The sequence below is a fragment of the Streptomyces sp. MRC013 genome, assembly GCF_023614235.1.
Lineage (GTDB): Bacteria > Actinomycetota > Actinomycetes > Streptomycetales > Streptomycetaceae > Streptomyces.
In genome coordinates this window covers 4,416,509-4,443,164 of record NZ_CP094264.1, presented here as the reverse complement: position 1 = coordinate 4,443,164, position 26,656 = coordinate 4,416,509, and the positions used below count along the sequence as shown (strand labels likewise).

21 protein-coding genes and 2 pseudogenes are annotated in these 26,656 nt (G+C 75.8%); 2 read left to right on the top strand and 21 right to left on the bottom strand.

Annotated elements, in window-relative coordinates; translation table 11 throughout:
- Window positions 1-85: 85 nt before the first annotated feature.
- Entirely contained in the window at window positions 86-1,171 is a 1,086-nt protein-coding gene (locus tag LUW75_RS20140; RefSeq protein WP_250336870.1) for a prephenate dehydrogenase, read from the bottom strand.
- Window positions 1,172-1,353: 182 nt separating this feature from the next.
- Between LUW75_RS20140 and LUW75_RS20135 the strand changes: the two genes are divergently transcribed.
- Window positions 1,354-2,121 (top strand): nucleotidyltransferase domain-containing protein, encoded by a 768-nt coding sequence (locus LUW75_RS20135; RefSeq protein WP_250336869.1) that lies wholly within the window; start codon window positions 1,354-1,356, stop codon window positions 2,119-2,121.
- Here the strand turns inward: LUW75_RS20135 and LUW75_RS20130 are convergent.
- The 11 genes and pseudogenes from LUW75_RS20130 to LUW75_RS20080 all read right to left on the bottom strand — a co-directional run bounded on the left by LUW75_RS20130 (window position 2,038) and on the right by LUW75_RS20080 (window position 15,292).
- The gene (locus LUW75_RS20130; protein ID WP_250336868.1) at window positions 2,038-2,802 is read right to left on the bottom strand and encodes a nucleotidyltransferase domain-containing protein; all 765 of its coding nucleotides are present in this window, start codon (window positions 2,800-2,802) and stop codon (window positions 2,038-2,040) included. The two genes, LUW75_RS20135 and LUW75_RS20130, sit on opposite strands and share 84 nt — an antisense overlap.
- Before the next feature lie 3 nt (window positions 2,803-2,805).
- A pseudogene (locus LUW75_RS20125) lies at window positions 2,806-3,827 on the bottom strand (ADP-ribosylglycohydrolase family protein).
- A gap of 306 nt (window positions 3,828-4,133) precedes the next feature.
- Window positions 4,134-5,230 (bottom strand): annotated as a pseudogene (locus tag LUW75_RS20120) (pseudouridine synthase).
- Window positions 5,230-5,799, bottom strand: coding sequence for an SMC-Scp complex subunit ScpB (gene scpB / locus LUW75_RS20115; RefSeq protein ID WP_250337742.1), 570 nt, complete (start codon window positions 5,797-5,799; stop codon window positions 5,230-5,232). The pseudogene LUW75_RS20120 and the gene scpB overlap by 1 nt, the downstream one beginning before the upstream one ends.
- Before the next feature lie 41 nt (window positions 5,800-5,840).
- Window positions 5,841-6,803, bottom strand: coding sequence for a segregation and condensation protein A (locus LUW75_RS20110; RefSeq protein WP_250336867.1), 963 nt, complete (start codon window positions 6,801-6,803; stop codon window positions 5,841-5,843).
- Between the two features lie 135 nt (window positions 6,804-6,938).
- Window positions 6,939-7,445 carry a hypothetical protein gene (locus LUW75_RS20105; RefSeq protein WP_250336866.1) on the bottom strand — a complete coding sequence of 169 codons (507 nt, stop codon included), beginning with the start codon at window positions 7,443-7,445 and terminating at the stop codon, window positions 6,939-6,941.
- Complete coding sequence (locus tag LUW75_RS20100; protein WP_462933758.1) at window positions 7,442-8,485, bottom strand: ParA family protein; 1,044 nt, start codon at window positions 8,483-8,485, stop codon at window positions 7,442-7,444. Before LUW75_RS20100 ends, LUW75_RS20105 begins: the two co-directional genes overlap by 4 nt.
- A gap of 503 nt (window positions 8,486-8,988) precedes the next feature.
- Window positions 8,989-10,104 (bottom strand): alanine dehydrogenase, encoded by a 1,116-nt coding sequence (gene ald, locus LUW75_RS20095; RefSeq protein WP_250336864.1) that lies wholly within the window; start codon window positions 10,102-10,104, stop codon window positions 8,989-8,991.
- 154 nt (window positions 10,105-10,258) lie between these two features.
- The gene (locus tag LUW75_RS20090) at window positions 10,259-12,271 is read right to left on the bottom strand and encodes a tetratricopeptide repeat protein (RefSeq protein WP_250336863.1); all 2,013 of its coding nucleotides are present in this window, start codon (window positions 12,269-12,271) and stop codon (window positions 10,259-10,261) included.
- Window positions 12,272-12,898: 627 nt separating this feature from the next.
- Window positions 12,899-13,525, bottom strand: a complete 627-nt coding sequence (locus LUW75_RS20085; protein ID WP_250336862.1) for an NUDIX domain-containing protein — start codon at window positions 13,523-13,525, stop codon at window positions 12,899-12,901.
- 87 nt (window positions 13,526-13,612) lie between these two features.
- Window positions 13,613-15,292 carry a CTP synthase gene (locus LUW75_RS20080; protein ID WP_250336861.1) on the bottom strand — a complete coding sequence of 560 codons (1,680 nt, stop codon included), beginning with the start codon at window positions 15,290-15,292 and terminating at the stop codon, window positions 13,613-13,615.
- Window positions 15,293-15,819: 527 nt separating this feature from the next.
- Between LUW75_RS20080 and LUW75_RS20075 the strand changes: the two genes are divergently transcribed.
- Window positions 15,820-17,622 (top strand): glycoside hydrolase family 15 protein, encoded by a 1,803-nt coding sequence (locus LUW75_RS20075; protein ID WP_250336860.1) that lies wholly within the window; start codon window positions 15,820-15,822, stop codon window positions 17,620-17,622.
- A gap of 36 nt (window positions 17,623-17,658) precedes the next feature.
- On the opposite strand, the gene LUW75_RS20070 is transcribed toward LUW75_RS20075, so the two are convergent.
- The 9 genes from LUW75_RS20070 to LUW75_RS20030 form a co-directional block, all read right to left on the bottom strand.
- Window positions 17,659-18,765, bottom strand: coding sequence for a glycosyltransferase family 4 protein (locus LUW75_RS20070; protein WP_250336859.1), 1,107 nt, complete (start codon window positions 18,763-18,765; stop codon window positions 17,659-17,661).
- A gap of 110 nt (window positions 18,766-18,875) precedes the next feature.
- Window positions 18,876-19,628 carry a hypothetical protein gene (locus LUW75_RS20065; protein ID WP_250336858.1) on the bottom strand — a complete coding sequence of 251 codons (753 nt, stop codon included), beginning with the start codon at window positions 19,626-19,628 and terminating at the stop codon, window positions 18,876-18,878.
- A gap of 56 nt (window positions 19,629-19,684) precedes the next feature.
- Window positions 19,685-21,427: a DNA repair protein RecN gene (recN, locus tag LUW75_RS20060; RefSeq protein ID WP_250336857.1), complete on the bottom strand. Its 1,743-nt coding sequence runs from the start codon at window positions 21,425-21,427 to the stop codon at window positions 19,685-19,687.
- Between the two features lie 110 nt (window positions 21,428-21,537).
- Window positions 21,538-22,452 (bottom strand): NAD kinase, encoded by a 915-nt coding sequence (locus tag LUW75_RS20055; protein ID WP_250336856.1) that lies wholly within the window; start codon window positions 22,450-22,452, stop codon window positions 21,538-21,540.
- Window positions 22,449-23,264 carry a TlyA family RNA methyltransferase gene (locus LUW75_RS20050; RefSeq protein ID WP_250336855.1) on the bottom strand — a complete coding sequence of 272 codons (816 nt, stop codon included), beginning with the start codon at window positions 23,262-23,264 and terminating at the stop codon, window positions 22,449-22,451. The genes LUW75_RS20055 and LUW75_RS20050 overlap by 4 nt, the downstream gene beginning before the upstream one ends.
- A gap of 7 nt (window positions 23,265-23,271) precedes the next feature.
- Window positions 23,272-23,574, bottom strand: a complete 303-nt coding sequence (locus LUW75_RS20045) for a hypothetical protein (protein WP_250336854.1) — start codon at window positions 23,572-23,574, stop codon at window positions 23,272-23,274.
- 9 nt (window positions 23,575-23,583) lie between these two features.
- The gene (locus tag LUW75_RS20040; protein ID WP_462933757.1) at window positions 23,584-24,492 is read right to left on the bottom strand and encodes an ABC transporter ATP-binding protein; all 909 of its coding nucleotides are present in this window, start codon (window positions 24,490-24,492) and stop codon (window positions 23,584-23,586) included.
- On the bottom strand, window positions 24,489-25,490 hold the full coding sequence (locus LUW75_RS20035) for a FecCD family ABC transporter permease (RefSeq protein ID WP_250337741.1): 1,002 nt from the start codon (window positions 25,488-25,490) through the stop codon (window positions 24,489-24,491). The genes LUW75_RS20040 and LUW75_RS20035 overlap by 4 nt, the downstream gene beginning before the upstream one ends.
- A gap of 98 nt (window positions 25,491-25,588) precedes the next feature.
- Window positions 25,589-26,641 carry a FecCD family ABC transporter permease gene (locus tag LUW75_RS20030; protein WP_250336852.1) on the bottom strand — a complete coding sequence of 351 codons (1,053 nt, stop codon included), beginning with the start codon at window positions 26,639-26,641 and terminating at the stop codon, window positions 25,589-25,591.
- Window positions 26,642-26,656: the final 15 nt, after the last annotated feature.

Genomic DNA, 26,656 nt, shown 5'->3' with positions numbered 1-26,656 from the left:
GCTGCCGAGGGCCCGCCACAAGGTTACCGACTGTCCCCGCCTCCCCTCGCACCCGTTCGGTCCGCCCCCGGCCGCGGGGCCGGCCCTACTGGCGCAGGGCCCAGCCGCGCTCCCGGAGGGAGGCCGCCAGGAGCGGCGCGGCGGACGGGGCGACCATCAGCTGCACCACCCCCGACTGCTGGCCGGTCGCGTGCTCGATGCGGACGTCCTCGACGTTGACGCCGGCCCGGCCGGCGTCCGCGAAGATCCGCGCCAGCTCGCCGGGCCGGTCGCTGATGAGGACGGCGACCGTCTCGTACGCGGCCGGGGCCGTGCCGTGCTTGCCCGGGACGCGGGCGCGGCCGGTGTTGCCGCGGCGCAGGACGTCCTCGACGCCGGCCGCGCCCCCGCGGCGCTCGTCGTCGTCGGCCGACTGCAGGGCGCGCAGCGCGCGGACCGTCCCGTCGAGGTCGGCGGCGAGCGCGGCGAGGACGTCGGCGACGGGCCCCGGGTTGGCGGAGAGGACGTCGACCCACATGCGGGGGTCGGAGGCCGCGATGCGCGTGACGTCGCGGATGCCCTGCCCGCAGAGGCGTACGGCGGTCTCCTCGGCCTCCTCCAGCCGCGCGGCGACCATCGACGACACCAGCTGCGGGGTGTGCGACACGAGGGCGACGGCCCGGTCGTGGGCGTCGGCGTCCATGACGACCGGGACGGCCCGGCACAGGGCCACCAGTTCCAGGGCGAGGTTCAGCACCTCCGTGCGGGTCTCGGGGGTGGGCGTGAGGACCCAGGGGCGGCCCTCGAAGAGGTCCCCGCTGCCGGCGAGCGGGCCGGAGCGCTCCGCGCCGGCCATGGGGTGCGTGCCGATGTACGCGGACAGGTCGGCGCCCAGGGCCTCCAGCTCCCGCCGCGGGCCGCCCTTGACGCTCGCCACGTCCAGGTAGCCGCGCGCGGTGCCGGCGCGCATGGCGTCGGCGAGGGCCGCGGCGGTGCGGGCGGGGGGCACGGCGGCCACGCACAGGTCGACGGGGCCGTCCGGCGGGGCGTCCGTGCCGGCGCCGCGGGCGGCGGCGGTGCGAGCCCTGGCGGGGTCGTGGTCGGCGAGGTGGACGGTGACGCCCCGGTCGGTGAGGGCGAGGGCGACGGACGTGCCGATCAGCCCGGTTCCGATGACGACGGCGGTTCTCACTGGGAGGTGTCCTTGCGGCGGGCGGCGGTGGGACCTGTTGCGCGTTCAGCCTAGTCAACGCCGGGCGGGCGCGGGGGCGGTCCCGCGACCGGGCGGGACGGCGGGCGCGCTCCCGCGCCCGTGCCGGGCGGGCCGCCGCTCACGTCCCGCCGGGGCCGGGCGGGGCCGCTAGGGTCGGGACCATGTCTGGGAACGCCCTCACGCCGGAAGCCCTCGTACGCGACCACACGGTCTACTCCTGCGTCATGGGGTCCCGGGCGTTCGGGTTGGCCGTGGACGGCAGCGACACCGATCGCCGCGGGGTGTTCCTCGCCCCGACGCCGTCGCAGTGGCGGTTCGCCAAACCGCCCGCGCACGTGGAGGGGCCGGCCCCCGAGCAGTTCAGCTGGGAGCTGGAGCGCTTCTGCGAGCTGGCGCTGCGCGGCAACCCGAACATCCTGGAGTGCCTGCACTCTCCGCTCGTCGAGCACGCCGACGACACGGGCCGCGAACTGCTCGCGCTGCGCGGCGCGTTCCTGTCCCGGCAGGTGCACGGGACGTTCACCCGGTACGCCCTGTCGCAGCGCCGCAGGCTGGAGGCGGACGTGCGGCGGCACGGGGCGCCCCGTTGGAAGCACGTCATGCACCTGCTGCGGCTGCTCGCGTCCTGCCGCGACCTGCTGCGCACCGGCGAGCTCGTGGTGGACGCGGGGGCCGCCCGGGAGCGGCTGCTCGCGGTGAGGCGCGGCGAGGTCGCGTGGGCCGGGGCCGAGGCGTGGATGGTCCGCCTGGCGGACGAGGCCGACGCGGCGCTCCCCTCCCCCCCGCTGCCGGCGGAGCCGGACCGGGGCCGGGTGGAGGACTTCCTGTTCCGGACCCGGCTGCGCTCAGCCCTGGAGGCGCTGTCCCGGCCGGGCGCGTACGACGAGGTCGTGCAGGGCGTCGTACGCCCCCGTGGCGGTCTCCGGTAGCGGGGAGGCCGCACGGGCGTCGTCGAGCGCCCGGTGCAGCGCCTCCACGTCGGCGCGCAGCCGCTCCCGGTCGGTGCCGGCCGCCGGGCCGTGCTCGGCCTCCGCCTTGGCGGTGATCAGCTCGCCCAGGTAGGCGGGGGCCTCCCCCACCGTGCCGCACAGGGTGGGCAGGTGTGCCACGACCTCGCCCGAACGCATCAGGTGGATGCCGGTCAGCAGGGCGCGGAAGGTGTAGAGCAGTGACTTCAGCTCGCCGTTCTTCTCGAACAGCCGCCACTGGGTGCAGGCGAAGCCCCGGTAGTGGTGGGCGTGGCGGGTGGTGAGCACGCCGGGCGCGAGGGCGGTCAGCTCGGCGTGCAGGTCGCTCGTGCGGACGACGAGCGGGGACAGCAGCTGCTCCAGGACGTAGCCGTTGCGCCGCAGCATCAGCCGGACGAACTTCCGCAGGTCGTGCGTGACCAGGTCCACCTCCACGCCGTCCCGCAGCCATGTGCGGCCGCGGGTCTCCTCCGCCTCGCGCAGCCCGATCAGCGCGTCGAGCGGCAGCAGGTGCGCTCCGCGCAGGTCCACGTCCGAGTCGCGGGACGGGAAGCCGTACAGGTGCGCGCCGGAGACGGTGGCGAACGGCAGGGGGTCGGGCTGTTCGGCGACGACGGCGGAGAGGTCCAGGTGTTCGATCACCGGTCAAGCATCCCAGAGCATGCCCAGCGCGAGGAGGTCGTCGCGGTACTCGACGCGCTCCGCCCACTCCCGCGGCCAGGCGGACGCGCCGAGGTGGGCGCCGGCGAAGGCGCCCGCGAGGCAGGCGATGGAGTCGGAGTCGCCGCTGGTGCAGGCGGCTCTGCGCAGGGCGGTGAGCGGCTCCCCGGGGAACATGAGGAAGCACAGCAGCGCGGTGCCGAGCGCCTCCTCGGCGATCCAGCCCTCGCCGGTGAGCAGGCACGGGTCGGCCTCGGGGTCGGCCTCGGGCAGGGCCGCGTCGACGCGCTCCAGGACGGCGAGGCACTCGTCCCAGCCGCGTTCGGCGAAGTGCGCCGGCGAGGGGTCCTGGGAGCGGGTCCACAGGTCGCCGAGCCACGCCCCGGGGTAGCGGGAGCGGTTGCCGTAGGCGTACGAGCGCAGCAGCCCGACCAGTTCGGGCGGTTCGGCGCCGCGCGCCAGCAGGTGCACCGCGTGGGCGGTCAGGTCGGAGGCTGCGAGCGCCGTGGGGTGCCCGTGGGTCAGGGCGGCCTGCAACTGGGCGGCGCCGGCGCGCCGTTCCCCGTCGAGACCGGGCACGAGGCCGACGGGCGCGACCCGCATGTTGGCGCCGCACCCCTTGGAGCCGATCCGGCTGGCGTCCTGCCAGGGCCGGCCGGCGGCCAGCAGTTCGCAGGCGACCAGACAGGTGCGGCCGGGGGCGCGGTCGTTCTCCGGCGAGCGGGCCCAGGCGGTGAACTCCTCGCGCAGCGGGCCGGCGAACCGCTCCGGCGTGAGGGGCCCCCGTCCGTCGCGGTCCGCAGCGCGCGGCCCACGGCGAGCGTCATCTGCGTGTCGTCGGTGACGCGGGCGGGCTCCGGCAGCGGCAGGTCCCGCCAGGGCCCGTACCGGCTGGTGGCCTCCGGTACGCCGATGAACTCGGTGGGCAGGCCCATCGCGTCGCCGAGCGCGAGCCCGACGAGCGTTCCGGTGGCGGCCTGCCCGGCGGCGGCCTCGGTGGCGGTCATGCGGTCGTCTCCCGTCGTCGCGGTCGCGGCGGTGGCGGGGGAGGGCGGTCGCACCGCCCTCCCGGTGGAGGGCCGCCGCCTGCCCCCGCCCGCCGGTGGGGCGCGGCGGGCCTCCCGCGGGCCGGACGGGCGGGACGCGGAGGCGGCCGTCGCGGAGGGCGGGGGCGGCAGGGCCGACGGCGGAGGGCCCGAAGGCGTACGGGCCGCGGTCGTCGGGCACCCGGCCGCGCACCGCCCCTCCGGAGGGCGCTCCCGGGGAGCCGGCCCGCCCGTGGAGGGGCGGAGGGGCGTGCCGCGGGGAGGGGCTCAGAGGCCGACCTCCCTCATCAGCATGCCGACCTCGGTGTTGGTCAGGCGGCGCAGCCAGCCCGACTTCTGGTCGCCCAGCTGGATCGGGCCGAAGGCGGTCCGCACCAGCTTGTCGACGGGGAAGCCCGCCTCGGCGAGCATGCGCCGCACGATGTGCTTGCGGCCCTCGTGGAGCTGCACCTCGACCAGGTAGTTCTTGCCGGTCTGCTCCACCACCCGGAAGTGGTCGGCGCGGGCGTAGCCGTCCTCCAGCTGGATGCCCTCCTTGAGCCGCTTGCCCACCTCGCGCGGGAGGGGGCCGGTGACGGCCGCCAGGTAGGTCTTCTTCACGCCGTACTTCGGGTGCGTGAGGCGGTGGGCCAGCTCGCCGTGGTTGGTGAGCAGGATGATGCCCTCGGTCTCCGTGTCGAGCCGCCCCACGTGGAAGAGCCGGGTCTCGCGGTTGGTGACGTAATCGCCCAGGCACTGACGGCCGTCGGGGTCCTCCATGGTGGAGACGACGCCGGCGGGCTTGTTCAGCGCGAAGAACTGGTACGACTGCGTGGCGACGGTCAGCCCGTCGACCTTGATCTCGTCCTTCTCCGGGTCGACGCGCAGGCCCTGCTCGACGACGATCGAGCCGTTGACCTCGACCCGGGCCTCCTCGATCAGCTCCTCGCAGGCGCGGCGGGAGCCGTACCCGGCGCGGGCGAGGACCTTCTGCAGGCGCTCGCCGTCCTGGTCCTGCCGCTGCGGTCGGTTCGCGTGCCGCTCGCGGTTGCGCTCCTCGATCCGGGCGTCCAGCTCGCGCGGGCGCGCCGGGACCGTGCGGCCGTCGCCGCGCCGGGGGACTGCCGGGGACCGCCCTTGGCGCCCCCGCGGGCCGCCGCGCCGCGTCCGCGCCGGGGGCCCTCGGCGGGGCCGCCGCCCACGTCGTAGCTGCGCTCCTCGGGGCGAGGGCGGCGCGGGTCGGCCCCGCCCCGCCGGCGGTCGTCGCGGCCGCCACCGGCACCCCGGTGATCGCCGCGGCCACCGCCGCTGCCGCGGCCGCCGCTGTTGCCACCACGGCTCCCGCCGTTGTCTCCGCTGCCGTTCCTGCCGCTGCTGCTTCGCATCAAAGTTCCGTCTTGTCGTCTGCGTCCTCGGAATCCGGTGCATCCGGATCGAACGACGGTGCCGCCTCCCGCGACTCGGCCTCGACCGCGTCCGCCTCGGGGAGGAAGGGCGCGAGCTCGGGGAGCTCGTCCAGGCCGCGCAGGCCCATCCGCTCCAGGAAGTGGTTCGTCGTCCTGTACAGGATCGCACCTGTTTCGGGTTCCGCGCCCGCCTCCTCCACCAGACCGCGCTGGAGGAGGGTGCGCACGACCCCGTCGCAGTTCACGCCGCGCACCGCGGAGAGCCGGGAGCGGCTGACCGGCTGCCGGTACGCGACGACCGCCAGGGTCTCCAGCGCGGCCTGGGTCAGACGGGCCTGCCGGCCGTCGAGGACGAAGCCCTCCACGGCGGAGGCGTAGGCGGGGCGCGTGTAGTACCGCCAGCCGCCCGCGACGGGCCGCAGCTCGAACCCCCGCCCCTGGGCGTCATACTCGCCGGCCAGCTCGCGCAGCGCGTCGGCGACCTCGTGCCGGGTGCGCCCGAGCACCCTGGCGAGGTGCTCCTCGGTCGCCGGTTCGTCGACGACCATGAGGACCGCCTCCAGAGCGGGCTTCAGTTCCGTGGCGTCCGTCACGCCTCCTCCTCCCGTTCGGGCCCGGCGGCCCGGTCGAACTCGTCGGTGACCGCCGCGCCGGCGTCGCCGCCGGTCCAGCGGACGGTGAGCTCGCCCAGCGGGTCGTCCTGGTGGAGGGCGACGGCCCCGTCCCGGTACAGCTCCAGCAGGGCGAGGAAGCGGGCGACGACGGTGAGGGTGTCGGGGGCGTCCTCGGCGAGCTCCCCGAACCGGGCCTCGCCGCGCTGCCGCAGCCGCGCCACGACGATCCCGGCCTGCTCGCGGACGCTGACCAGCGGGGCGTGGACGTGGTCCACGTACACCTGCGGCCGGGGCCGGGGCCGCATCGCCCTCACGGCCAGCCGGGCGAGCCCCTCGGGGCCGATGCCCAGCACCACCTCGGGCAGCAGCGCGGCGTGATGCGGTTCCAGCCCGACCGTGCGGGGGTGCCGGCGGCTCTCGTCGTCGAGGCGGGCGCCGAAGACCTCGGCGGCCCTCTTGTACGCGCGGTACTGGAGCAGCCGGGCGAACAGCAGGTCGCGGGCCTCCAGCAGCGCGAGGTCGGCCTCGTCCTCCACCTCGGCGGCGGGCAGCAGCCGGGCGGCCTTCAGGTCGAGCAGCGTGGCGGCGACGACGAGGAACTCGGTCGTCTGGTCCAGGTCCCCGTCGGGGCCCATGGTCCGCAGGTGCGCCATGAACTCGTCGGTGACCCGGGAGAGCGCCACCTCGGTGACGTCCAGCCGGTGCCGGGCGATGAGCTGGAGCAGCAGGTCGAAGGGCCCCTCGAAGTTGGCCAGCCGCACGGTGAACCGGCCGCCGGCGCCGTCGCGCGCGCCTTCCCGGCCCCCCTCGCCGGCGGCGGGCGCTCCGGACGGCGCGGCGTGGGCGGCGGGCTCCGGCGGGGCCCCGGGAGGGCCGCTCGCCGGGGGCGCGGCCGGGCCGGGGTCCGGGGCGCGGGGGCGCGGGGGGTTGGGGGGCATCGTGGTCCAGGGGGTGCGGGGGCGGCGCCCGTAGGCTACCCGGCCCGCGCGCCCGGCGGCGCGCCACGCGCGGACGGGCGCGCCCGGGACCCCCGAAAGCGCTCCGGGCGCGGGGCGGCTCCGGACGGGTCCCGCTCAGCGGCCCCTGAGCCTGCGCACGAGGATGCTCGCGTCCCCCCGGGACTCCAGGTCGGCCAGGACCACAGCGACGGCCTCGCGGACGATGCGCCCGCGGTCCACGGCCAGCCCGTGCTCCCCGCGCAGGACCAGGCGCGCGTGCTCCAGGTCCATCAGCTCCTCGGCGGAGACGTACACGGTGATCTTCTCGTCGTGGCGCTCCCGCCCGCTGGGCCGCCGGCTCGGGGAGCGCCGCCCCCGCCGCGCGGCCGGGGTGCCCGCCGCCGTCCCCGCGGCCGCGGGGGCCGCACCGGACTCCGGCTCACCGGCCGTCGCCCGCGTCCGGGGCCGCCGCACGGCCTCGGGGTCCTCCGCCGCCGAGTGCTCCTCGGCCTGCGGGTCCTGCTCGCCGCCCTGCCCGGGCACCCGGGTGGCCTCCGGTGCGGGCTGGCGCCGGGGCGTGGACGCCTGCAGCGCCGTGCCCCCGGTCGTACGGAACAGCTCGTCGGCTCCGGGCAGACTCACTCGGCGTGACACCGGGCGAGCACCTCCCTGGCGAGCTGGCGGTAGGCGGCCGCGCCGACCGAGTTGGAGGCGTAGGTGGTGATGGGCTCGCCCGCGACCGTGGTCTCCGGGAAGCGGACGGTGCGGCCGATGACCGTGTGGTAGACGTGGTCGTCGAAGGCCTCGACCACGCGCGCGAGGACCTCGCGGCTGTGGACGGTCCGCGAGTCGTACATGGTGGCGAGGATGCCGTCGAGTTCGAGTTCGGGGTTGAGGCGCTCCTGGACCTTCTCGATGGTCTCCGTGAGCAGCGCGACCCCGCGGAGCGCGAAGAACTCGCACTCGAGCGGCACTATCACCTTGTGGGCGGCCGTCAGCGCGTTGACGGTCAGCAGGCCGAGGGAGGGCTGACAGTCGATCACGATGTAGTCGTAGTCCTGCAGCAGCGGCTTGAGGGCGCGCTGCAGGGTCGACTCGCGGGCGACCTCGCTGACGAGCTGGACCTCGGCGGCCGACAGGTCGATGTTGCTCGGCAGGAGGTCCATGTTGGGCACGGCGGTCTTCAGGAGGACCTCGTCCGCCGACATGCCCCGCTCCATGAGCAGGTTGTAGACGGTGAGGTCGAGCTCCATCGGGTTGACGCCGAGGCCGACCGACAGGGCGCCCTGCGGGTCGAAGTCGACGAGCAGCACCCGCCGACCGTACTCGGCGAGCGCGGCGCCCAGGTTGATGGTCGACGTGGTCTTGCCGACGCCGCCCTTCTGGTTGCACATCGCGATGATCTTCGCGGGTCCGTGCTCGGTGAGCGGACCGGGGATGGGGAAGTACGGCAGGGGCCGCCCGGTCGGGCCGATCCGCTCGCGGCGCTGCCGGGCGGCGTCGGGGGCGAGGGTGGCCGCGTACTCGGGGTCGGGCTCGTACTCGGCGTCGGGGTCGTAGAAGTGCCCCTCGGGCAGCTCGTCGTAGGCGGCGAAGTGGGTGGACTCTCGGCCACTCTCGTTGCCGGCCGTGGCGTTCACGTGTTGGCCGTCCATCGTCTTCATCGTGTGGGGTGTCGTCATGTGCCGGTGCGTCGCGAACGTCCGGACGGCGACGGACCCGGCGTCCTCGCGCCCGGACGGCTGACCACCCTGGCCCGCCGTCGGCGTCCCCGGCCGAGCGGCCCCGGGAGCGAATGTCGACTCATTCACAAGTCGTCTTACCTCCTTGGACGGGACCAGGAAACTTATCGATAGGTCAGCGTGGCGCTATGCCGACGGTTGGCGACTCTATGGCGTGTCACCGCTTCGCAGCAACACAATCGGGCGGACGCGACGGGATGTGTCGGAGCCCGAGCGCCTTCCTGTCAAGGGCCTGGGACCCTCCGTCACCGCGTTCCGCGGGCGCGCGAAACGGCCGAAGGGCCGTGTTCGGGGCGGATCGGGCCGGCGCACGCGGGCGGACACGCGTCCGGCCGGACCCCGTCGCGCAAGGTCCGGCCGGATGTGTGCGGTTGACGGCTCCCGTCGGCCCGTGCGGGCCGACCGCCGTACGGGAGCCGGTGGTTGGCGGGGCCGGAGGGCCTTCAGCCGACGAGGGAGGCGAGTTCCACGTGGTGGAGGCCGTGCGCCTCGGCGACCTCCCTGTACACGACCTTCCCGTCGTGGGTGTTGAGGCCCTTGGCCAGTGCCGGGTCGCGGCGCAGCGCCTCGGCCCAGCCGTTGTCGGCGAGCGACACGATGTAGGGCAGCGTGGCGTTGGTCAGGGCGTAGGTCGAGGTGTTCGGGACCGCGCCGGGCATGTTGGCCACGCAGTAGAAGATCGAGTCGTGGACCCGGAAGGTCGGCTCGGCGTGCGTGGTGGGGTGGGAGTCCTCGAAGCAGCCGCCCTGGTCGATCGCGATGTCGACGAGGACGCTCCCCGGCTTCATGCGGGAGACCAGCTCGTTGGTCACCAGCTTCGGGGCCTTGGCGCCCGGGATGAGGACGGCGCCGATCACGAGGTCGGCCTCCAGGACGGCCTTCTCCAGCTCGAAGGAGTTGGACATGACGGCCTTGACCTTCGTGCCGAAGATCCGGTCGGCCTCGCGGAGCTTGTTGATGTCGCGGTCGAGCAGGGTGACGTCGAAGCCCATGCCGACGGCGATCTGCGCGGCGTTCCAGCCGGAGACGCCGCCGCCGATGACCACGGCCCTGGCCGGGACCACGCCCGGCACGCCGCCCGGCAGGACGCCGCGGCCGCCGGCCGCGCGCATCAGGTGGTAGGCGCCGACCTGCGGGGCGAGCCGGCCCGCGACCTCGGACATGGGGGCGAGCAGCGGCAGCGCCCGGTTCGCGGTCTCGACGGTCTCGTAGGCGATGGCGGTGGTGCCCGAGGCCAGCAGCGCGTCCGTGCACTCGCGGGAAGCGGCGAGGTGCAGGTAGGTGAAGAGGGTCTGGTCCTTGCGGAGGCGGTGGTACTCCTCGGCGACGGGCTCCTTGACCTTCAGCAGCAGGTCGGCGGCGGCCCAGACCTCGTCGGCGGTGGGGAGTATCCGCGCACCGGCGGCCACGTACTCGTCGTTTGTGATCGAGGAGCCGACACCGGCGTCCCGCTCGACCAGGACCTCGTGGCCGTGGCGGACGAGCTCGTGCACACCGGCCGGGGTGATGGCGACGCGGAACTCGTTGTTCTTGACCTCGCGGGGGATGCCGACCTTCATCGTCGATCACGGTCCTTGAATCAGGGGTAACAGGGGCGAAGCGCTGTACCGCGATACATACCCGGCCACTTCAGGGCACACCGGGATACACAGCAATTAAGCGCGGCTAACCCAGTCTAATGAAGGATTTCCCTGTGTCTAGCCTTACAAAGCGTTAACTCTTCCGAGAACTACTGCGGATTTCCCAGGCGGAAGGGGCGGGATGCCCCAGGAAACCCCGATCTGCGGTACCCGGCTGGGCGGCCGACCCGCCGGGGCCGAGGAGCCGCTCGGCGGCCACCCGGTGCAGCCGCGCCGCGGTGGGGTCCCCGAGCCGGTCGAGGGTGTCGGCGAGGCGGAGCCGCAGCGCGGCGTGGAGCCGTGCGTCACCGGCGCGGCGCGCCCACTCCACGGCCTCCTCGCAGGTGCGCAGCGAGTCCTCCGGACGGCCCGCGTACTCCTGCACCCGGGCCGCCTCGCTCAGCGCCCGCGCACGGCCCGGCACGTCCCCGAGGCGCCGGTAGCGGGCCGCCGCGGCACGCCAGTTGCGCAGCGCCTCGCCGTAGCGGCCGGCGTACGCGTGGACGGCGCCGAGCCTGCCGTAGAGCCGCGCCTGGTCGGCCCGTTCGTCCCGCGCGAGCCGCTGTGCGAGGGCCCGGCCGTACCAGTCGGCGGCCCGCTGCCAGTCGCCCAGCTCCTGGTAGGCACCGCCGACGGACTCCATCGCGCGGCCGGTCGCGTACGGGTCGTCCGCCAGCCGGGCGGCGTCCAGGGCGGCCCGGTAGCGGGCCAGGGCGTCGCGGGTGCGGCCGGTGCCGGCGTCCAGGTCGGCGAGGTTCAGCAGGGCGGCGGCGCGTTCCCGGTGCAGGCCCCGGCGCTCGGCGACGCCGAGGACCAGCTGGTGGAGGCCGTACAGCTCGGGCGCGGCCGCCTCGGTGCCGCGGTGTGCGGCGAGGGCCCGTACGAGCGCGGCGATCAGGCGCCGGGCGAGCGTGTCCAGCTCCCCGTCCGCGACCGCGAGGCGCGCGGAGGCCAGCAGGGCGGGCTGCCGCAGGTCCAGCCACTCGGCGGCGGCCCCCCGGCCGGGGAAGCGCAGGGCGCGCGGCAGCCCGGCGAGGCGGCGGCGCGCGGGGGCGCCCTCCGGCTCGGTGACCGCCCTGCAGGACTGCAGGAGCCGCACGGTCCGCTCCAGCATGCGCGCCCGCGCCAGCTGCGTCTCGGCGGGCCGGTCCTCGGCGGCGAGCCGCTCCCTCAGGAACGGCATCAGGCATCCGGGCACCTCGTACCGGCCGCGCGGGGCCTCCCGCACGAACCCGAGCGCGACGAACCCGTCGAGCAGCGAGGCGGCGGTCGACATCGAGCAGCCGGCCAGCGCGGACAGGGTCTGCGGGTCCACGGCGCCCAGCGGGGCGAGGGCGAGCAGGCGCAGGGCGCGCGCGCCGGGCGCGGGCAGCGCCTCGTACGCGAGGCGGAACGCGCGGGCGAGCGGCCGGAGGGCGGCGGGGCGGCCCTCGTCGTCCGGCACCGCGCGCAGGCGCTTGGCCAAGTCGGCGACGGAGGCGGCGGGGTGGGCGGCGAGCCATCCGCCGGCGAGGACGAGGGCGGCGGGCTGGCCGGCGCACAGTTCGGCGAGCGTCTCGGCGGCCTGCGGGTCGACGGTGATGCGGACGGAGCCGGCGTAGGTGCCGAGGAGGTCGACGGCGGCCTTGGCGTCAAGGCCGCCGACCGTGCAGGGCCGTACGTCGGGGATGCCGGTGAGGGGGCCGTGCGCGATGGCCACGACCAGGCACTCGGGGTTGTCCGGGAGCAGGGCGTCCACCTGCCCGGCGTCGGCGGCGTCGTCGAGGAGCAGCAGGGCGCGGCGGTCGCGGAGGGCGGTCCGCAGCAGCTCGCCGAGGTCGTCCTCGCCGGCCCCGGCCGGCGCGGCGACGCCGAGGTCGTCGAGGAGGGCGCGGGCCACGCGCCCGACCGGTACGGCCTCGCCGCCCGGCTCGGTGAGGCGCGCCCGCAGCACCCCGTCGCGGTAGCCGCGCTCCAGGTCCCGGACCAGCTCCTCGGCGAGCGCGGTCCGCCCGGACCCGGGCCGCCCGGCGATGAGCAGTACGCGGGCGCGGGGCGCCTTCCGCCCGGCGAGGGTGTCGAGTCCGGCCCGCGAGATGTCGACCCGCAGCGCCTTGATCTCCCGCACCCGCCCGAAGAACGGCCGCTCGCGCGCCTCCGGCGCGGCGTCCCGGCGACCGCCGTCGACCCGGTCGCGGGCCGGTGCCGGAACGCCGGCGGGAGCCCCGCCCGGCCGGGCGCCGGGGGCGGTGGGACGGGGAGCGCCCCCGCCGGCGGGGCCCGCGGCGGGCGCGGGCGGGGCGGGGCTCCGGGGGCGGTCCGGGACGTGGTCGCGGCCGGCGCCGTCGGAGGCGTCTCCTCCGGTCCGCTCGGGCCCCCGGGCGGTGTCCGGCCGCTCGTCGGCCGGCGCGGGGGCGGGACGCGGGCGGTCGGCACCGGCGGGGGCGGCGCCGGACCCGCGCCCGTGCCCCCGCGGCCGTCCCGCGGGGGGTGCGGGGCGCCGGCGCCCGGGCGTCCCGTGCCGTCCGCGCCGGCCGTGGGGCGCTCGGGTTCGCCGGTGTTCACCGCCTGGTCCGTCACGGGTCACGCTCCCGTCCGCCTGCGTAACGTGCTGGTCCCGCCCGGTCCCGGGCGGGTGGACCGAGCGTAGTTCAGCGCCGGGGACGTTCGGTGCGGAGCAGGCCCGCACATCACCCAATCGGATCAACCGATCGTCACACCGGCTGCCGCCGGGCCCGCCCCGCGCCGGGCCCGCTCACGCCGTGAAGGGCCTCGCCGGCCAGGGCGCCTCCCCCGGGCGCAGCGCGTCCAGGCCGTCGCCCGCCCGCGCGGCGAGGACCGCCAGGACCCCGACCACCAGGCAGTCGTTGTGCAGGTCCCCGGCCAGGACGCCCCGCACCAGGTCGGTCAGCGGCACCCGGGCGACCTCCATGTCGGCCTCCTCCTCGGCGGCCTCGAAGCGCTCCCCCTCCGCCTCCGACAGACCGCGCGCCAGGAAGATCCGCAGGGCCTCGTCGGAGCCGCCCGGGCTCGTGTAGAGGTCGGCCAGGACGCGCCACTCCTCCGCCTCGACGTGGGCCTCCTCGTACAGCTCCCGCTGGGCCGCGCGCAGCGGGTTCTCGCCGGGCACGTCGAGCAGGCCCGCCGGGATCTCCCACAGCCTCTGGCGCACGGGGTGCCGGTACTGGCGCAGGACGAGGACGCGGTCGTCGTCGTCGAGCGCGAGCACGGCGACCGACCCGGGGTGCACCTGGTAGTCGCGGCGCACGACCGACCCGTCGGGCATGACCACCTCGTCCGTGCGGACACTGGTCTTGCCGCCCCGGAACGGGGTCTCGGTCGCGGTGACCCGCCACTCGGCCGGCGCGTCCTTGATGGTCATGCGGTCGTCCTCCCTCGCTGCGTTGGCCGGGGTGCGGGCCCGCGCGGACCCGCACCCCGGCCAACCGTATAGCCCGCGGTTACGCCGTCACGCGCCGGACCCGGCGGCCCGCCGCCGCTCCACCGCGGCCTTCACCAGGCCGGCGAAGAGCGGGTGCGGCCGGGTCGGCCGGGACCGCAGCTCGGGATGGGCCTGGGTGGCGACCAGGTACGGGTGGACCTCGCGCGGGTACTCGACGTACTCGACGAGCCTGTTGTCCGGGGAGGTGCCGGAGAAGAGGATGCCGGCCTTCTTCTCCAGCTCCGCGCGGTACGCGTTGTTCACCTCGTAGCGGTGGCGGTGCCGCTCCTCGACGTACGGCTGGTCGCCGTAGACCTCGCGGACGGTCGAGCCCTCCGCGAGCTTCGCCGGGTACAGGCCGAGGCGCATGGTGCCGCCCAGGTCGCCGGCGCCCTCGACGTACGCCAGCTGCTCCTCCATCGTCGAGATGACGGGGTGGGAGGTGGCGGCGTCGAACTCGGTGGAGTTGGCGTCGGGGATGCCGGCGAGGTTCCGCGCGGCCTCGATGACGATGCACTGCAGGCCGAGGCAGAGGCCCAGCAGCGGGACCCTGTTCTCGCGGGCGTACCGGATGGCGCCGACCTTGCCGTCGACGCCGCGCTCGCCGAAGCCGCCGGGGATGACGACCGCGTCGACGTCGCCGAGCTGCTGGGCCGCCCCCGCCTGGGTCCTGCAGTCGTCGGAGGTGACCCACTTGACCTTGACCCGGGCCTTGTTGGCGAAGCCGCCGGCGCGCATGGCCTCGGTGACCGACAGGTAGGCGTCGGGCAGGTCGATGTACTTGCCGACGAGGGCGACCGTGACCTCGTGCTCCGGGTTGTGGACGCGGTCCAGCAGGTCGTCCCACGTGGTCCAGTCGACGTCGCGGAACGGCAGGTCCAGCTTGCGCACGACGTACGCGTCGAGGCCCTCGGTGTGCAGCACCTTCGGGATGTCGTAGATCGACTTGGCGTCGATGGCGGCGACGACGGCCGCCTCGTCGACGTCGCACATCAGGGAGATCTTGCGCTTGATCGCGGTGGGGACGTCCCGGTCGGCGCGCAGGACGATCGCGTCGGGCTGGATGCCGATGTTGCGCAGCGCGGCGACGCTGTGCTGGGTGGGCTTGGTCTTCAGCTCACCGGACGGGCCGATGTACGGGAGCAGGGAGATGTGCACGACGAAGACGTTGTCCCGGCCGACCTCGTGGCGGACCTGGCGGACGGTCTCCAGGAACGGCAGCGACTCGATGTCGCCGACCGTGCCGCCGACCTCGGTGATGACGACGTCGACGTCGTCGGCGGCCATGCGGCGGATGCGGTGCTTGATCTCGTTGGTGATGTGCGGGATGACCTGCACCGTGTCGCCCAGGTACTCGCCGCGCCGCTCCTTGGCGATGACGGTGGAGTACACCTGGCCGGTGGTGACGTTGGCGGAGCCGTCGAGATCGACGTCGAGGAAGCGCTCGTAGTGGCCGATGTCCAGGTCGGTCTCGGCGCCGTCGTTGGTGACGAACACCTCGCCGTGCTGGAAGGGGTTCATCGTGCCGGGGTCGACGTTCAGGTACGGGTCGAGCTTCTGCATGGTGACCCGCAGGCCCCGCGCCTTGAGGAGCGCGCCCAGACTGGAGGCGGTCAGGCCCTTGCCGAGGGAGCTGGCGACACCCCCGGTGACGAAGATGTGCTTGGTCGTCGTGGCTGTGCTGTTTCGGAAAGCAGCGGGCGGCATGGCCAAGAGGGGGGCTCCCGTGGTCGCGGTCTGGAGGTGCGTACCGGCGTCCGTCCCGAAGGGGGCCCGATGGGGGGAGGGCCCGGGGTCTCCGGGGGTGCCGTCGCTGCGGTTCGGGGGCCGCCGATTGGTTCTGCGGCGCCCACCGGTCCACGGGCTACCAGGGTATCAGCGACGGAGGAGGACCGCGTTCCGGCCACATGACCCCCGCGAATCGGCCATTGTGGGATCCTGTGGGTACGCGTTCGGACCTGTGCGAAACAAAGGAGCGCGTGGTGTGCTGCATGCGCGCGTACAAGGGGTACGCGCCCACTCGTCCAGACCATCCGCACTACCAGCTTCTCCCAAGAAGATCACACGGAAGACCCGGGCGCGTCGTATCCTGCTCGGACATCCGTTGCCGAGTCGGGCCCGCGTACGGCACCACCCCGCCCGTCGTCCGGGACTCCCTCGCGTCAACGATCCTTGACCCTGACCCCAGTAAGCGCCCCGCGGGGCGAACGTGGCCGTTCGACTGGAGATTGCACGTGGCCGGGCGCATCGAGGACTACGCACTCATCGGAGACATGCAGACCGCCGCCCTGGTCTGCCGGGACGGCACGGCGGACTGGCTGTGCCTGCCGCGCTTCGACTCGCACGCGGTCTTCGCAGGAATCCTCGGGACCGAGGAGCACGGATTCTGGCGGATCGGACCGGTGCACGACGAGGAGGCCGAGCCTCCGGCGGCCGACCGGCGCCGCTACCGGGGGGACTCGCTGATCCTCGAGTCCGAGTGGGACACGCCGCGCGGCACGGTGCGCGTCACCGACTTCATGCCGCCCCGCGACGGCGCGCCGCAGCTGGTGCGGATCGTCGAGGGCGTCAGCGGCCGGGTGAAGATGCGCTCCACGCTGCGGATGCGGTTCAGCTACGGCCGGATCGTGCCGTGGGTCCACAAGGTCGACAACCGCACGGTCGCCGTCGCCGGGCCCGACTCGGTGTGGTTCGACACGCCGTGCGAGACCTACGGCGAGGACCTCACCACGTACGCGGACTTCACCGTCGCCGCCGGCGAGCGGGTCGCCTTCACCATCAGCTGGCAGCCCTCGCACCACGCGCAGCCCCCGCTCCCCGACCCCGAGGGGGCCCTGGAGACGACGACCGACTTCTGGCGCGAGTGGGTCGACCACTGCACCTACCGCGGCCCCTACCGCGAGTCGGTGGTCCGCTCCCTGATCACGCTGAAGGCCCTGACGTACGCGCCGACGGGCGGCATCGTCGCCGCACCGACGACCTCCCTGCCGGAGGACATCGGCGGCGTGCGCAACTGGGACTACCGCTACACCTGGCTGCGGGACGCGGCGATCACCCTCTCCTCGCTGCTGCGCACCGGCTACCGCGAGGAGGCCCGCGCCTGGCGCGAGTGGCTGTTGCGCGCGGTCGCCGGCGACCCGGAGAACCTGCAGATCATGTACGGCATCGCGGGCGAGCGCGAGCTGGGCGAGGCGGAGCTGGACTGGCTGCCCGGCTACGAGGGCTCCGCCCCCGTCCGCGTCGGCAACGGCGCCGCCGCACAGCTCCAGCTCGACGTGTACGGCGAGGTCACCGAGGCCCTCCACCTGGCCCACATGACCGGCCTGGCCCGCAACGACTACGCCTCGCTCCTGCAGCTGAAGCTGATCAACTACCTGGAGAAGCACTGGACCGAGCCCGACGAGGGCATCTGGGAGGTGCGCGGCCCGCGCCGCCACTTCGTCCACTCCAAGGTCATGGCGTGGGTCGCCGTCGACCGCACCATCAGGCTGATCGAGTCCGGTGACGCCGACGGCCCGCTGGAGCGGTGGCGCGAGCTGCGCGACGAGATCCACCGCGACGTGTGCGAGAAGGGCTACGACCCGGAGCGCAACACCTTCACGCAGTCCTACGGCTCGCGGGAGCTGGACGCCGCCCTGCTGCTCATCCCGCAGGTGGGTTTCCTGCCACCGGACGACAAACGGGTCATCGGCACGATCGAGGCGATCCAGCGGGAGCTGTCCACCGAGGACGGCTTCATCCTGCGCTACCCGACGCAGGGCTTCGACGAGGGCGTGGACGGCCTGCCCGGCGACGAGGGCGCCTTCCTGGCGTGCTCGTTCTGGATGGCCGACGACCTGGCGATGATCGGCCGGGTCGACGAGGCGCGCAAGCTGTTCGAGAAGCTGCTCGGCCTGCGCAACGACCTGGGGCTGCTCGCGGAGGAGTGGGACCCGCGCCTCCAGCGGCAGGTCGGGAACTTCCCGCAGGCGTTCAGCCACGTGCCGCTGATCGACACGGCGCTGCGCCTGACCGCGAGCGGCGCCTACGGCGGCTGACCCCGGGCGCACGGGCGGCGTCCCGCGGGGCCGCCGCTAGGCGCCCCGCCGGGGCCCGGGGCCGCCGCCGGGCGCGCACAGCTCGTCGTACACGCTCAGCACCTGGGCGATGGTCTGCTCCTCCGTCGGCCACGCGGCCGCCTGCCGCGGTCCGGCCGCCGCGAGCGCCGCGTGCCGGGCCGGGTCCGTCAGGAGGCCGGCCACGGCCGAGGCGAGCCGTACGGAGTCCCCGTACGGGACGAGTTCCGCCGCGTCGCCCACCAGTTCCGGCACCCCGCCCACCGCCGTGGCGACCAGGGGCACGCCCAGCCGCAGCGCCTCCCGGGCGAGCGGCGCCCGCGCCGCCCAGCGGCCGGCCAGCACCGCCACGTCCGCCGCGGCCAGCAGCGCGGTCACGTCGTCGCGCCGCCCGAGCAGCCGCACCGGCAGCCCCTCGGCGTCGACGCGCCGCTGGAGCGCGGCTCGCCGCGAGCCCTCGCCGGCGACGGCGACCAGCGGCACCGGGTCGTGGCCGAGCCACCGCCGGGACGCGTCCAGCAGCGTGCCGTGCCCCCGGTACGGTTCCAAGGGGCCGGCCGTCACCACCAACGGCCTGCTGACCGCTCCGAGTTCGGCCCGCTCCTTCTCCCCGGGCGGGTCGGCGGAGTCGCGCGGCGGCGGCAGGGCGACGGGGCCGAGACGGGCGTCGCGGGCGCCCCGCCGACGCGCCCGGTCGACCAGCTCCGGCGACGTGGCGAGGACCACCGCCGCCGCGCGCACGGCCCGACGCTCCATCAGCCGCAGCAACTGCCCGCGCACCCCCTCGCCGTGCGGCCGGGAGTGCCAGGTGACGACGAGCGGCACCCGCTGCGCGGCGAGGGCCAGCGCGGACCGGACCGCGGCGTTCAGCCCGTGCGCGTGGACGACGTCGGCCCCCGAGCACACGGCCCGCAGCGCGCCCACGGACAACGGGTCGCCGCGGGGCGGCACGGGGACGAAGTACGCCCCGGCGCCCGGGAAGTCGTGGGCGCGGTCCAGTTCGGCCGGGGCGCACACGGTCACCCGCACGCCCCTCGCCACGAGCCCGGCGGCCAGTGACCTGACGTGGGCGCCGCTGCCCGCGCCGCCACCGCCCAGCACTTGGACCGTACGCAGCTGTGTCACCCGCCAAGGATGCCAGCCCGTACGCGCGTTCCGGCACCGCTCCGGGGCGCGGCCCGCCGCATCCCGCCACTTTCCGGCGCCCGGCGGCGCGACCGTACCGCCTGGACCACTCACACGGGTGAGCGCGCGAGCCGGCTGACGCCTTCTCCGCCGACGGCGGCGGCGACGGCCGCGGCGGCGCCCAGGGCGAGTCCGAACCGCCCGGCCCCGGCGGCGACGGCCGCGCCGAGAGCGGCGCCCAGGGCGTGCGCCCCGGTGTCGCCGAGCATCGTGCGCTCCCCCAGGTCGTCGCGGAGGACCGCCGCGGCGGCGCCCACGGGCGCGGCGGCGAGCAACCCGCCCCGCGCCGCGCCGGGCGCCCCGAGCACCAGCACGGCCAGCGCGGCGCGCCCGGGCCGCACGTCGACGAGGTTGACGAAGTGGGCGGTGCCCGCGACGACCACGCCCGCGAGCAGCCCATCGAGCGGCCGGTCCCGGAGCAGCGCGCCCGCCGCGAGCCCGGCGGCGCCGATCCCGAACAGCTTGACGGCGCCGCCGGTGACCTCGCCGTGCCGCAGGGCGCCCAGGTGGGCGCGGAAACCGCGCCGGTGGTCACCGCGCACGTCGTCGTAGGCCCCGCACGCCGCACCGGCCAGGGTGGCCAGCACGGCGGCGCCCCGCTCCCGGGCCGAGGCGGCGCCCAGGGCGGCGAGGACGGTACCGGCGGCGACGGCGGGCCCGGCGTACAGGTCGACGGCGCGGCCCGCGTGGTTGGTGCGCTCCCAGGCCGGCCTGCGGCGGCGCCCCAGCCCCGCGCGCACGGCACCGGCCACCGCGGCGGCCGTGGCGCAGACGACGGCGGTCCTGGTGGGGTGGTCGGTCACGGTCGTCTCCTCGTCCGGGCCTCCGCGGCGGTCGGCGGCCCCGCCCGTCTCCGGGGTCAGCGGTCGGCGCGCGCGGTCGCCAGCAGTTCCTCGGCGTGGGCGCGGGCCGCCTCGGAGTCCTCCTGCCCGGCGAGCATCCGCGACAGCTCCCGCACCCGGTCCTCGCCCTCCAGGAGGGTGACGCCGGACCGGGTGACCGAGCCGTCGCTGGTCTTCTCCACCAGCAGTTGCCGGTCGGCGAACGCCGCGACCTGCGGCAGGTGCGTCACGACGACCACCTGCGCCGTCCTGGCGAGCCTGGCGAGGCGCCGGCCGATCTCGACGGCCGCCTTGCCGCCGACCCCGGCGTCGACCTCGTCGAACAGGTACGTCGGGACCGGGTCCGTACCGGCGAAGACGACCTCCACGGCGAGCATCACCCGGGACAGCTCGCCGCCGGACGCGCCCTTCGCGATGGGCCGCGGCGGGGCGCCCGGGTGCGGCGCGAGCAGCAGCTCCACCTCGTCGGCGCCGGACGGCCCGTAGGCGACGCGCCGCCCGCCGACCTCGACGCCGTCCGGATCCTCGGTCTGCCGGATGTCGAACGACACCCGCGCGTGCGGCATCGCCAGCGACGCCAGCTCGGCGGTGACCGCGCCCGCGAAGCGCGCGGCCGCCTCCGTCCGGGCGTCGCTGAGGGCCTGCGCCAGCCGCGACAGCTCGGCGCGCAGGGCGTCCCGTTCCGCGGTCAGCTCCGCGATCCGGTCGTCGTCGCCGTCGAGTTCGGTGAGGCGGGCGGCGCCCTCCTCCGCCCAGGCGAGGACGGCGGCGACGTCCTCGCCGTACTTGCGGGTCAACCCGGTCAGAGCGGCGCGCCGCTCCTCGACGGCGGCCAGCCGCCGCGGGTCGGCGTCCAGGTCGTCGGCGTACCCGGCGAGTTCGCCCGCCACGTCGGCGAGGAGGATCGAGATCTCCCCGATCCGGTCGGCGAGCGCGGCCAGGTCCGGGTCGTGGGACCGTACGGCCTCCAGGGCGCGCCCGGCTCCGGCGACGAGCGTCGTCGCGTCGACCGCCTCCGGGTCCTCCGGGTCCCCGGCGAGCGCGCCGTGCGCGAGCGCGGCGGCGGAGGCGAGGGCCTCGGCGTGGCCGAGCCGCTCGGCCTCGGCGGCCAGCTCCGCGTCCTCCCCGGCGCGCGGCGCGACCGCCTCGATCTCCGCCAGCCCGAACCGCAGCAGGTCCGCCTCCTGCGCCCGCTCCCGCGCGCGCGTGGTCAGCTCCTCCAACTCGGCGTCGAGCGCCCGCAGCCGCCGGTAGGCCCCGCCGTACGCGGCGAGCGGCACGGCGACGGCGTCGCCCGCGTACCGGTCGAGCGCGGCGCGCTGCCGCGCGGGCTTCAGCAGCCCCTGCTGGTCGGTCTGGCCGTGGACGGCGACGAGGTCGTCGGCCAGCTCGGCGAGCAGGCCCACGGGGACGTTGCGCCCGCCGAGGTGCGCCCGCGAGCGGCCCTCCGCCGAGACGGTGCGGCTGATGAGCAGCGCACCGTCGTCGAGCTGGGCGCCCGCCTCCTCGGCGCGGCGGGCCGCGGCGGAGCCGGGGGCGACGACGACGCGTCCCTCCACGACGGCGGACGCGGCCCCGATCCGCACCAGGGCCGGATCGGCGCGCCCGCCGAGCAGCAGCCCCAGACTGGTCACGACCATGGTCTTGCCCGCGCCCGTCTCACCGGTCACCGCGGTGAACCCGGGCGACAGCTCGACCACCGCGTCGTCGATGACTCCGAGCGACCGTATCCGCATCTCCTCCAGCACGTGGAAGACCATACGAGGTCCGGCGGCCCCGATGCGACGAGCCCCGTCCCCCGCGCCCGGACGACCGGGCGACACGCCCCGGCAATCACCCGCGGGGGTGGCGCGTCCGCGGCCGCCGCCGGCTAGTGCGGGGCGCCGCGCCAGCCCGAGACGGGCAGCGCGAACTTGGCGACGAGCCGGTCCGAGAACGAGGCGTGGTGCAGCCGCGCCAACCGTACCGGCACCGACCCGCGCCGCACCTCCACCCGCGCCCCGGCGGGCAGGGTGGCGGTGCGCCGCCCGTCGCACCACAGCACCCCGTCGGGGGTGTGCGGCTCGACCTCCACGGTCAGCACCGAGTCGGGCGTCGTCACCAGCGGCTTGGCGAACAGGGCGTGCGCGCCGATCGGCACCATCAGCAGCGCCTCCACCTCCGGCCAGACCACCGGCCCGCCCGCGGAGAAGGCGTACGCGGTCGACCCGGTCGGTGTCGCGCAGATCACGCCGTCGCAGCCGAAACCGGTCACCGGACGGCCGTCGATGGCGAGGACGACCTCCAGCATGCGCTCGGGGGCGACCTTCTGCACGGCGGCCTCGTTCAGCGCCCAGTCGGTGTGCAGGACGTCGCCGTTGTCGTAGACGACGACGTCGAGGGTCATGCGCTCCTCGACCTCGTACGCGCGCGTGACGACCCGGTCGACGACCTTGTCGAGGTCGTCCCGCTCGGCCTCCGCGAGGAACCCGACGCGCCCGAGGTTGACGCCGAGCATCGGCACGCCGGACGCGCGGGCGAACTCCGCCCCGCGCAGCAGCGTCCCGTCGCCGCCGAGGACGATCAGCAGCTCGCAGCCGTCGAGGACGCCGGGCGTGGCCTCCGGGACGGTCTCCACCGACGGCGGCAGCGGCAGGTCCGCGGCCTCGGCGGCCAGCACCCGCACGCCGATGCCGCTGCGCAACAGGCCGAGGACGACCAGTTCCGCGCTGCGCACGGCGGCGGGCCGCCCGGTGTGCGCGAGGAGGAAGACGGTCCGCGGCGCCGTACCCGGCCGCGGGGTCACCGGGGTCCCTCCGCCACGGCGCGGTCGACGTCGGCCGGGTCGAGCGCGGGCGCCCCGGCCCGCAGCCACAGGAAGTACTCGACGTTGCCGGACGGCCCGGGCAGGGGGCTCGCGGTGACGCCCAGCACCCCGAGCCCGAGCCCGGCGGCCTGCCGCGCGACGTTCCGCACGGCCTCGGCGCGCAGCTCGGGGCTGCGCACGACACCGCCGCTGCCGAGCCGCTCCCTGCCCACCTCGAACTGCGGCTTGACCATCAGCACGAGGTCGGCGCCGGGTCCGCTCACCCCGGTGAGCGCCGGCAGGACCAGTCCCAGCGGGATGAACGAGAGGTCCCCGACGACCAGGTCCACGGGCCCGCCCCCGACCGCGTCGAGCGTCAGCTCGCGGACGTTGGTGCGGTCCTTGACGGTGACGCGCGGGTCGCTCCGCAGCGACCAGGCGAGCTGCCCGTAGCCGACGTCGACGGCGACGACGTGCGCGGCGCCGGAGCGCAGCAGGACGTCGGTGAAGCCCCCCGTGGACGCCCCGGCGTCGAGCGCCCGCCGTCCCTCGACGGCCAGCCCCCGCGGTACGAACGCGGCGAGCGCCCCGGCGAGTTTGTGGCCGCCGCGCGACACGTACTCGGGGTCCGAGTCGTCCTGGGCGACGACGATGGCCGCGGCGGTCTCGACCTGGGTGGCGGGCTTGGTGGCGGTGGTGCCGCCGACCGTCACCCGCCCCGCCGCGATCAGCTGGCTCGCGTGTTCGCGCGAGCGGGCGAGCTTGCGGCGCACAAGCTCGGCGTCGAGGCGGCGGCGTGCCACTCCTGCCACGTTCGGTTCAGCTCCTGTGCTCGTTCGGGGATCCCGGCCGGGGGTGTGCGTCCAGGGCGGCCAGCGCGTCGCGCAGCCCTTCGTGTACATCCTCGTACACCCGCAGGTGCCCGTCGGCCGCGAGGTGGTCGGCCTCCCCCAGGCGTTCCAGCAGGGCGTCCACGGGGGCGTACCCGGTGGCGGCCCGCCCGGCGCCGAGCGGCAGGGGCGCGCCGCCGTCCGGCCCGGGCGCGCCCGGGGGCGGCGCCGGGGCTCCGGCGGTGTCCGGGGCGGACGGGGACCGGGGCTCTCGCGGGGGCGTGGCGTCCATGCCCCGACGCTACCGCGAAGCCCCCGCGCGGTGCCGGTCCGCGGCGGTGCCGTCCCCCTCCCGACGGGTCCGCGACGCCCGCGCCCGCCGGGCCGCCGGGACGACCAGCGGGGTGCCCGTCTCGGGGTCGTCGATGACCTGGCAGCGCAGCCCGAAGACCCGCTCGACGAGTTCGGCGGTGACGACCTCGGACGGCGGTCCCTGGGCGACGACCTCCCCGCCGCGCACGGCGATGAGGTGCGTGGCGTACCGCGCGGCGTGGTTCAGGTCGTGCAGGACGGCGACGAGGGTGCGGCCCTGCGTCTCGTGGAGTTCGGCGCACAGGTCGAGGACGTCGATCTGGTGCTGGATGTCGAGGTACGTCGTCGGTTCGTCGAGCAGCAGCAGCGGCGTCTGCTGGGCGAGCGCCATGGCGATCCACACGCGCTGGCGCTGCCCGCCGGACAGCTCGTCGACGTACCGGTCGCCCAGCTCGCCGACGCCGGTGGCGTCCATCGACTCCCGGACGATCCGCTCGTCCTCCGCCGACCACTGCCGCAGCAGGCCCTGGTGCGGGTAGCGGCCGCGGGCGACGAGGTCGGCGACGGTGATGCCGTCCGGGGCGACCGACGACTGGGGCAGCAGCCCGAGCGTCCGCGCGACCTTCTTCGCGGGCATGGAGTGGATGGCCTGCCCGTCCAGCAGCACCCGGCCCCGCGCGGGCTTCAGCATCCGGGCGAGGGCGCGCAGCAGCGTGGACTTGCCGCAGGCGTTGGGCCCGACGATCACCGTGAAGGAGTTGTCGGGGATCGCCACGGACAGGTCCCGGGCGATGGTCCGCTGGTCGTAGGCGAGGGTGACGGACTCCGCGGCGAGGCGCTGCCGCGCGGGCTGGGGCATGGGCGTACTCCTGGCGCTCCGGTCGTTCACGGGGGTCATATCCGGCCTGCCCGGCGCTCGGCGACCAGGAGCCACAGCAGGTAGCAGCCGCCGACGACGCCGGTGACGACGCCGACGGGCAGCTGGCGCCCGCCGAAGGCGCCGGTGGCCGCCCAGTCGGCGACCAGCAGCACCGCCGCGCCCACCAGGGCGGAGGCGCCCAGGTTCGGGCCGGGCGACCGGGTCAGCCGGCGGGCCAGCTGGGGCGCGCTGAGCGCGACGAACGTGATGGGGCCGGCCGCGGCGGTGGCGGAGGCGACGAGCAGCACCGCGCAGACCAGCTGCACCGTCCGCACCCGCTCCACCCGCACGCCCAGCGCGTACGCCGCGTCGTCGCCCATCTCCAGCATCCGCAGCGGCCGCCCGTAGGCGAGGACCACCGGCAGCAGGACGGCGCTGACGGCGAGCAGCGGCCGGAACTGCGTCCAGTCCCGGCCCTCCAGGGAGCCGGTCATCCACACGACGGCGCGGGTCGCGTCGACCAGGTTCGCCTTGGTGATCAGGTAGTGGATGACCGCGGTCAGCATCGCGGCGAGACCGATGCCGACGAGGACGATCCGGAAGCCGTGCACACCCCGCTTCCACGCGAAGACGTACACGGCGGCGCCGGTCAGCGTGCCGCCGACGAGCCCCCCGGCCGCGACGGCGGCGGCGTCTCCGTGGAACAGCACGATCACGGCGAGCGCGCCGACGATCGCCCCCTGGTTGACGCCGAGCATGTCGGGGCTGCCGAGCGGGTTGCGGGTGACGGTCTGGAAGACCGCACCGCCGACCGCCAGGCCCGCGCCGACCAGGATCCCGACGAGGACGCGCGGCAGTCGCAGGTCGAGGACGACGAACTCCTGCACGGCCGTGCCGTCGCCGAGGAGGGCGGCGAGGACCTCGCCGGGCGCGAGGGGGAGGTCGCCGCTGCCGACGAGGACGACCCCGGTGCCGAGGACCAGCGCCAGCAGCAGCAGGCAGACGGCCGCGGCGCGCGGCTCGACCCGGACGGACAGCCCGCCCCGCGTCCGGAGGGCCCGGACGGTGCGGACGCGGGCGGGCGGGGCCCCCTGCGCGGCCGCGGTCGGTGCGGGGGCGGTGGCGCGGGTCGCGGTCACAGCTGGGCCATCCTCTTGCGGCGTACGAGGTGGATGAAGACGGGCCCGCCGATCAGCGCCGTGACGATGCCGACCTGGAGTTCGGACGGGCGGGCGACGATCCGGCCGACGATGTCGGAGCCGATCAGCAGCACGGGCGAGAGGACCGCCGCGTACGGCAGGATCCACCGCACGTCGGGTCCGGTGACGGCGCGGACCAGGTACGGCACCATCAGCCCGACGAAGACGATCGGCCCGCACGCGGCGGTCGCGCCGCCGCACAGCAGGGTCACGGCGAGCATGGCCAGCACCCGGGTGCGGGTGAGGTTCGCGCCGAGCGCGCGGGCGGTGTCGTCCCCCATCTCCATGGCGTTGAGGGGCCGGACGACCAGCGCGGCCAGCGCGACGCCGACGGCGATGAAGGGGCCGACCGCGCCGACCACGTCCGCGTCGGCGCCGGCCAGCGACCCCACGGTCCAGAACCGCAGCCGGTCCAGGGCCGCCGAGTCGAGCAGCTGGACGGCGTTGACGTACCCGTAGAGCGCGGCGGTCGCGGCGGTGCCGGCCAGCGCGAGCCGCACGGGCGTGGCGCCGCGTCCGCCCCCGAGCACGTACACGAGCACCGACACGATCGCGGCACCGGCGAACGCGAACCACACGTACCCCGTGAAGGAGGTCGCGCCCAGGACGCTGGTCGCGGTGACCACGGCGGCCGCCGCGCCCGCGTTGACGCCCATCAGGCCCGGTTCGGCGAGCGGGTTGCGGGTGAGTGCCTGCATGACCGCGCCGGCCAGGCCGAGCGCGACGCCGGCGAGGAGCCCGAGCAGCGTACGCGGGAGGCGGACCTCGGTGATGAGGACGTCGTTGCCGGTTCCGGAGTTCTGGAACAGGCCGTGCCAGACGTCGCCGAGCGGCACCGGCCTGGCTCCGACGGCGATGCTCGCGACGCACACGAGCGCCAGCACGCCGAGGGAGAGCAGCAGCCCGGCGGCGCGCGCCGACCGGCGGCCGCGGGGCCCCGCGGCGACCCGGGGCCCCGCGCTCTGTTCGGGGGGACTCTCAACCAACACCCGGTTAGGTTAGCC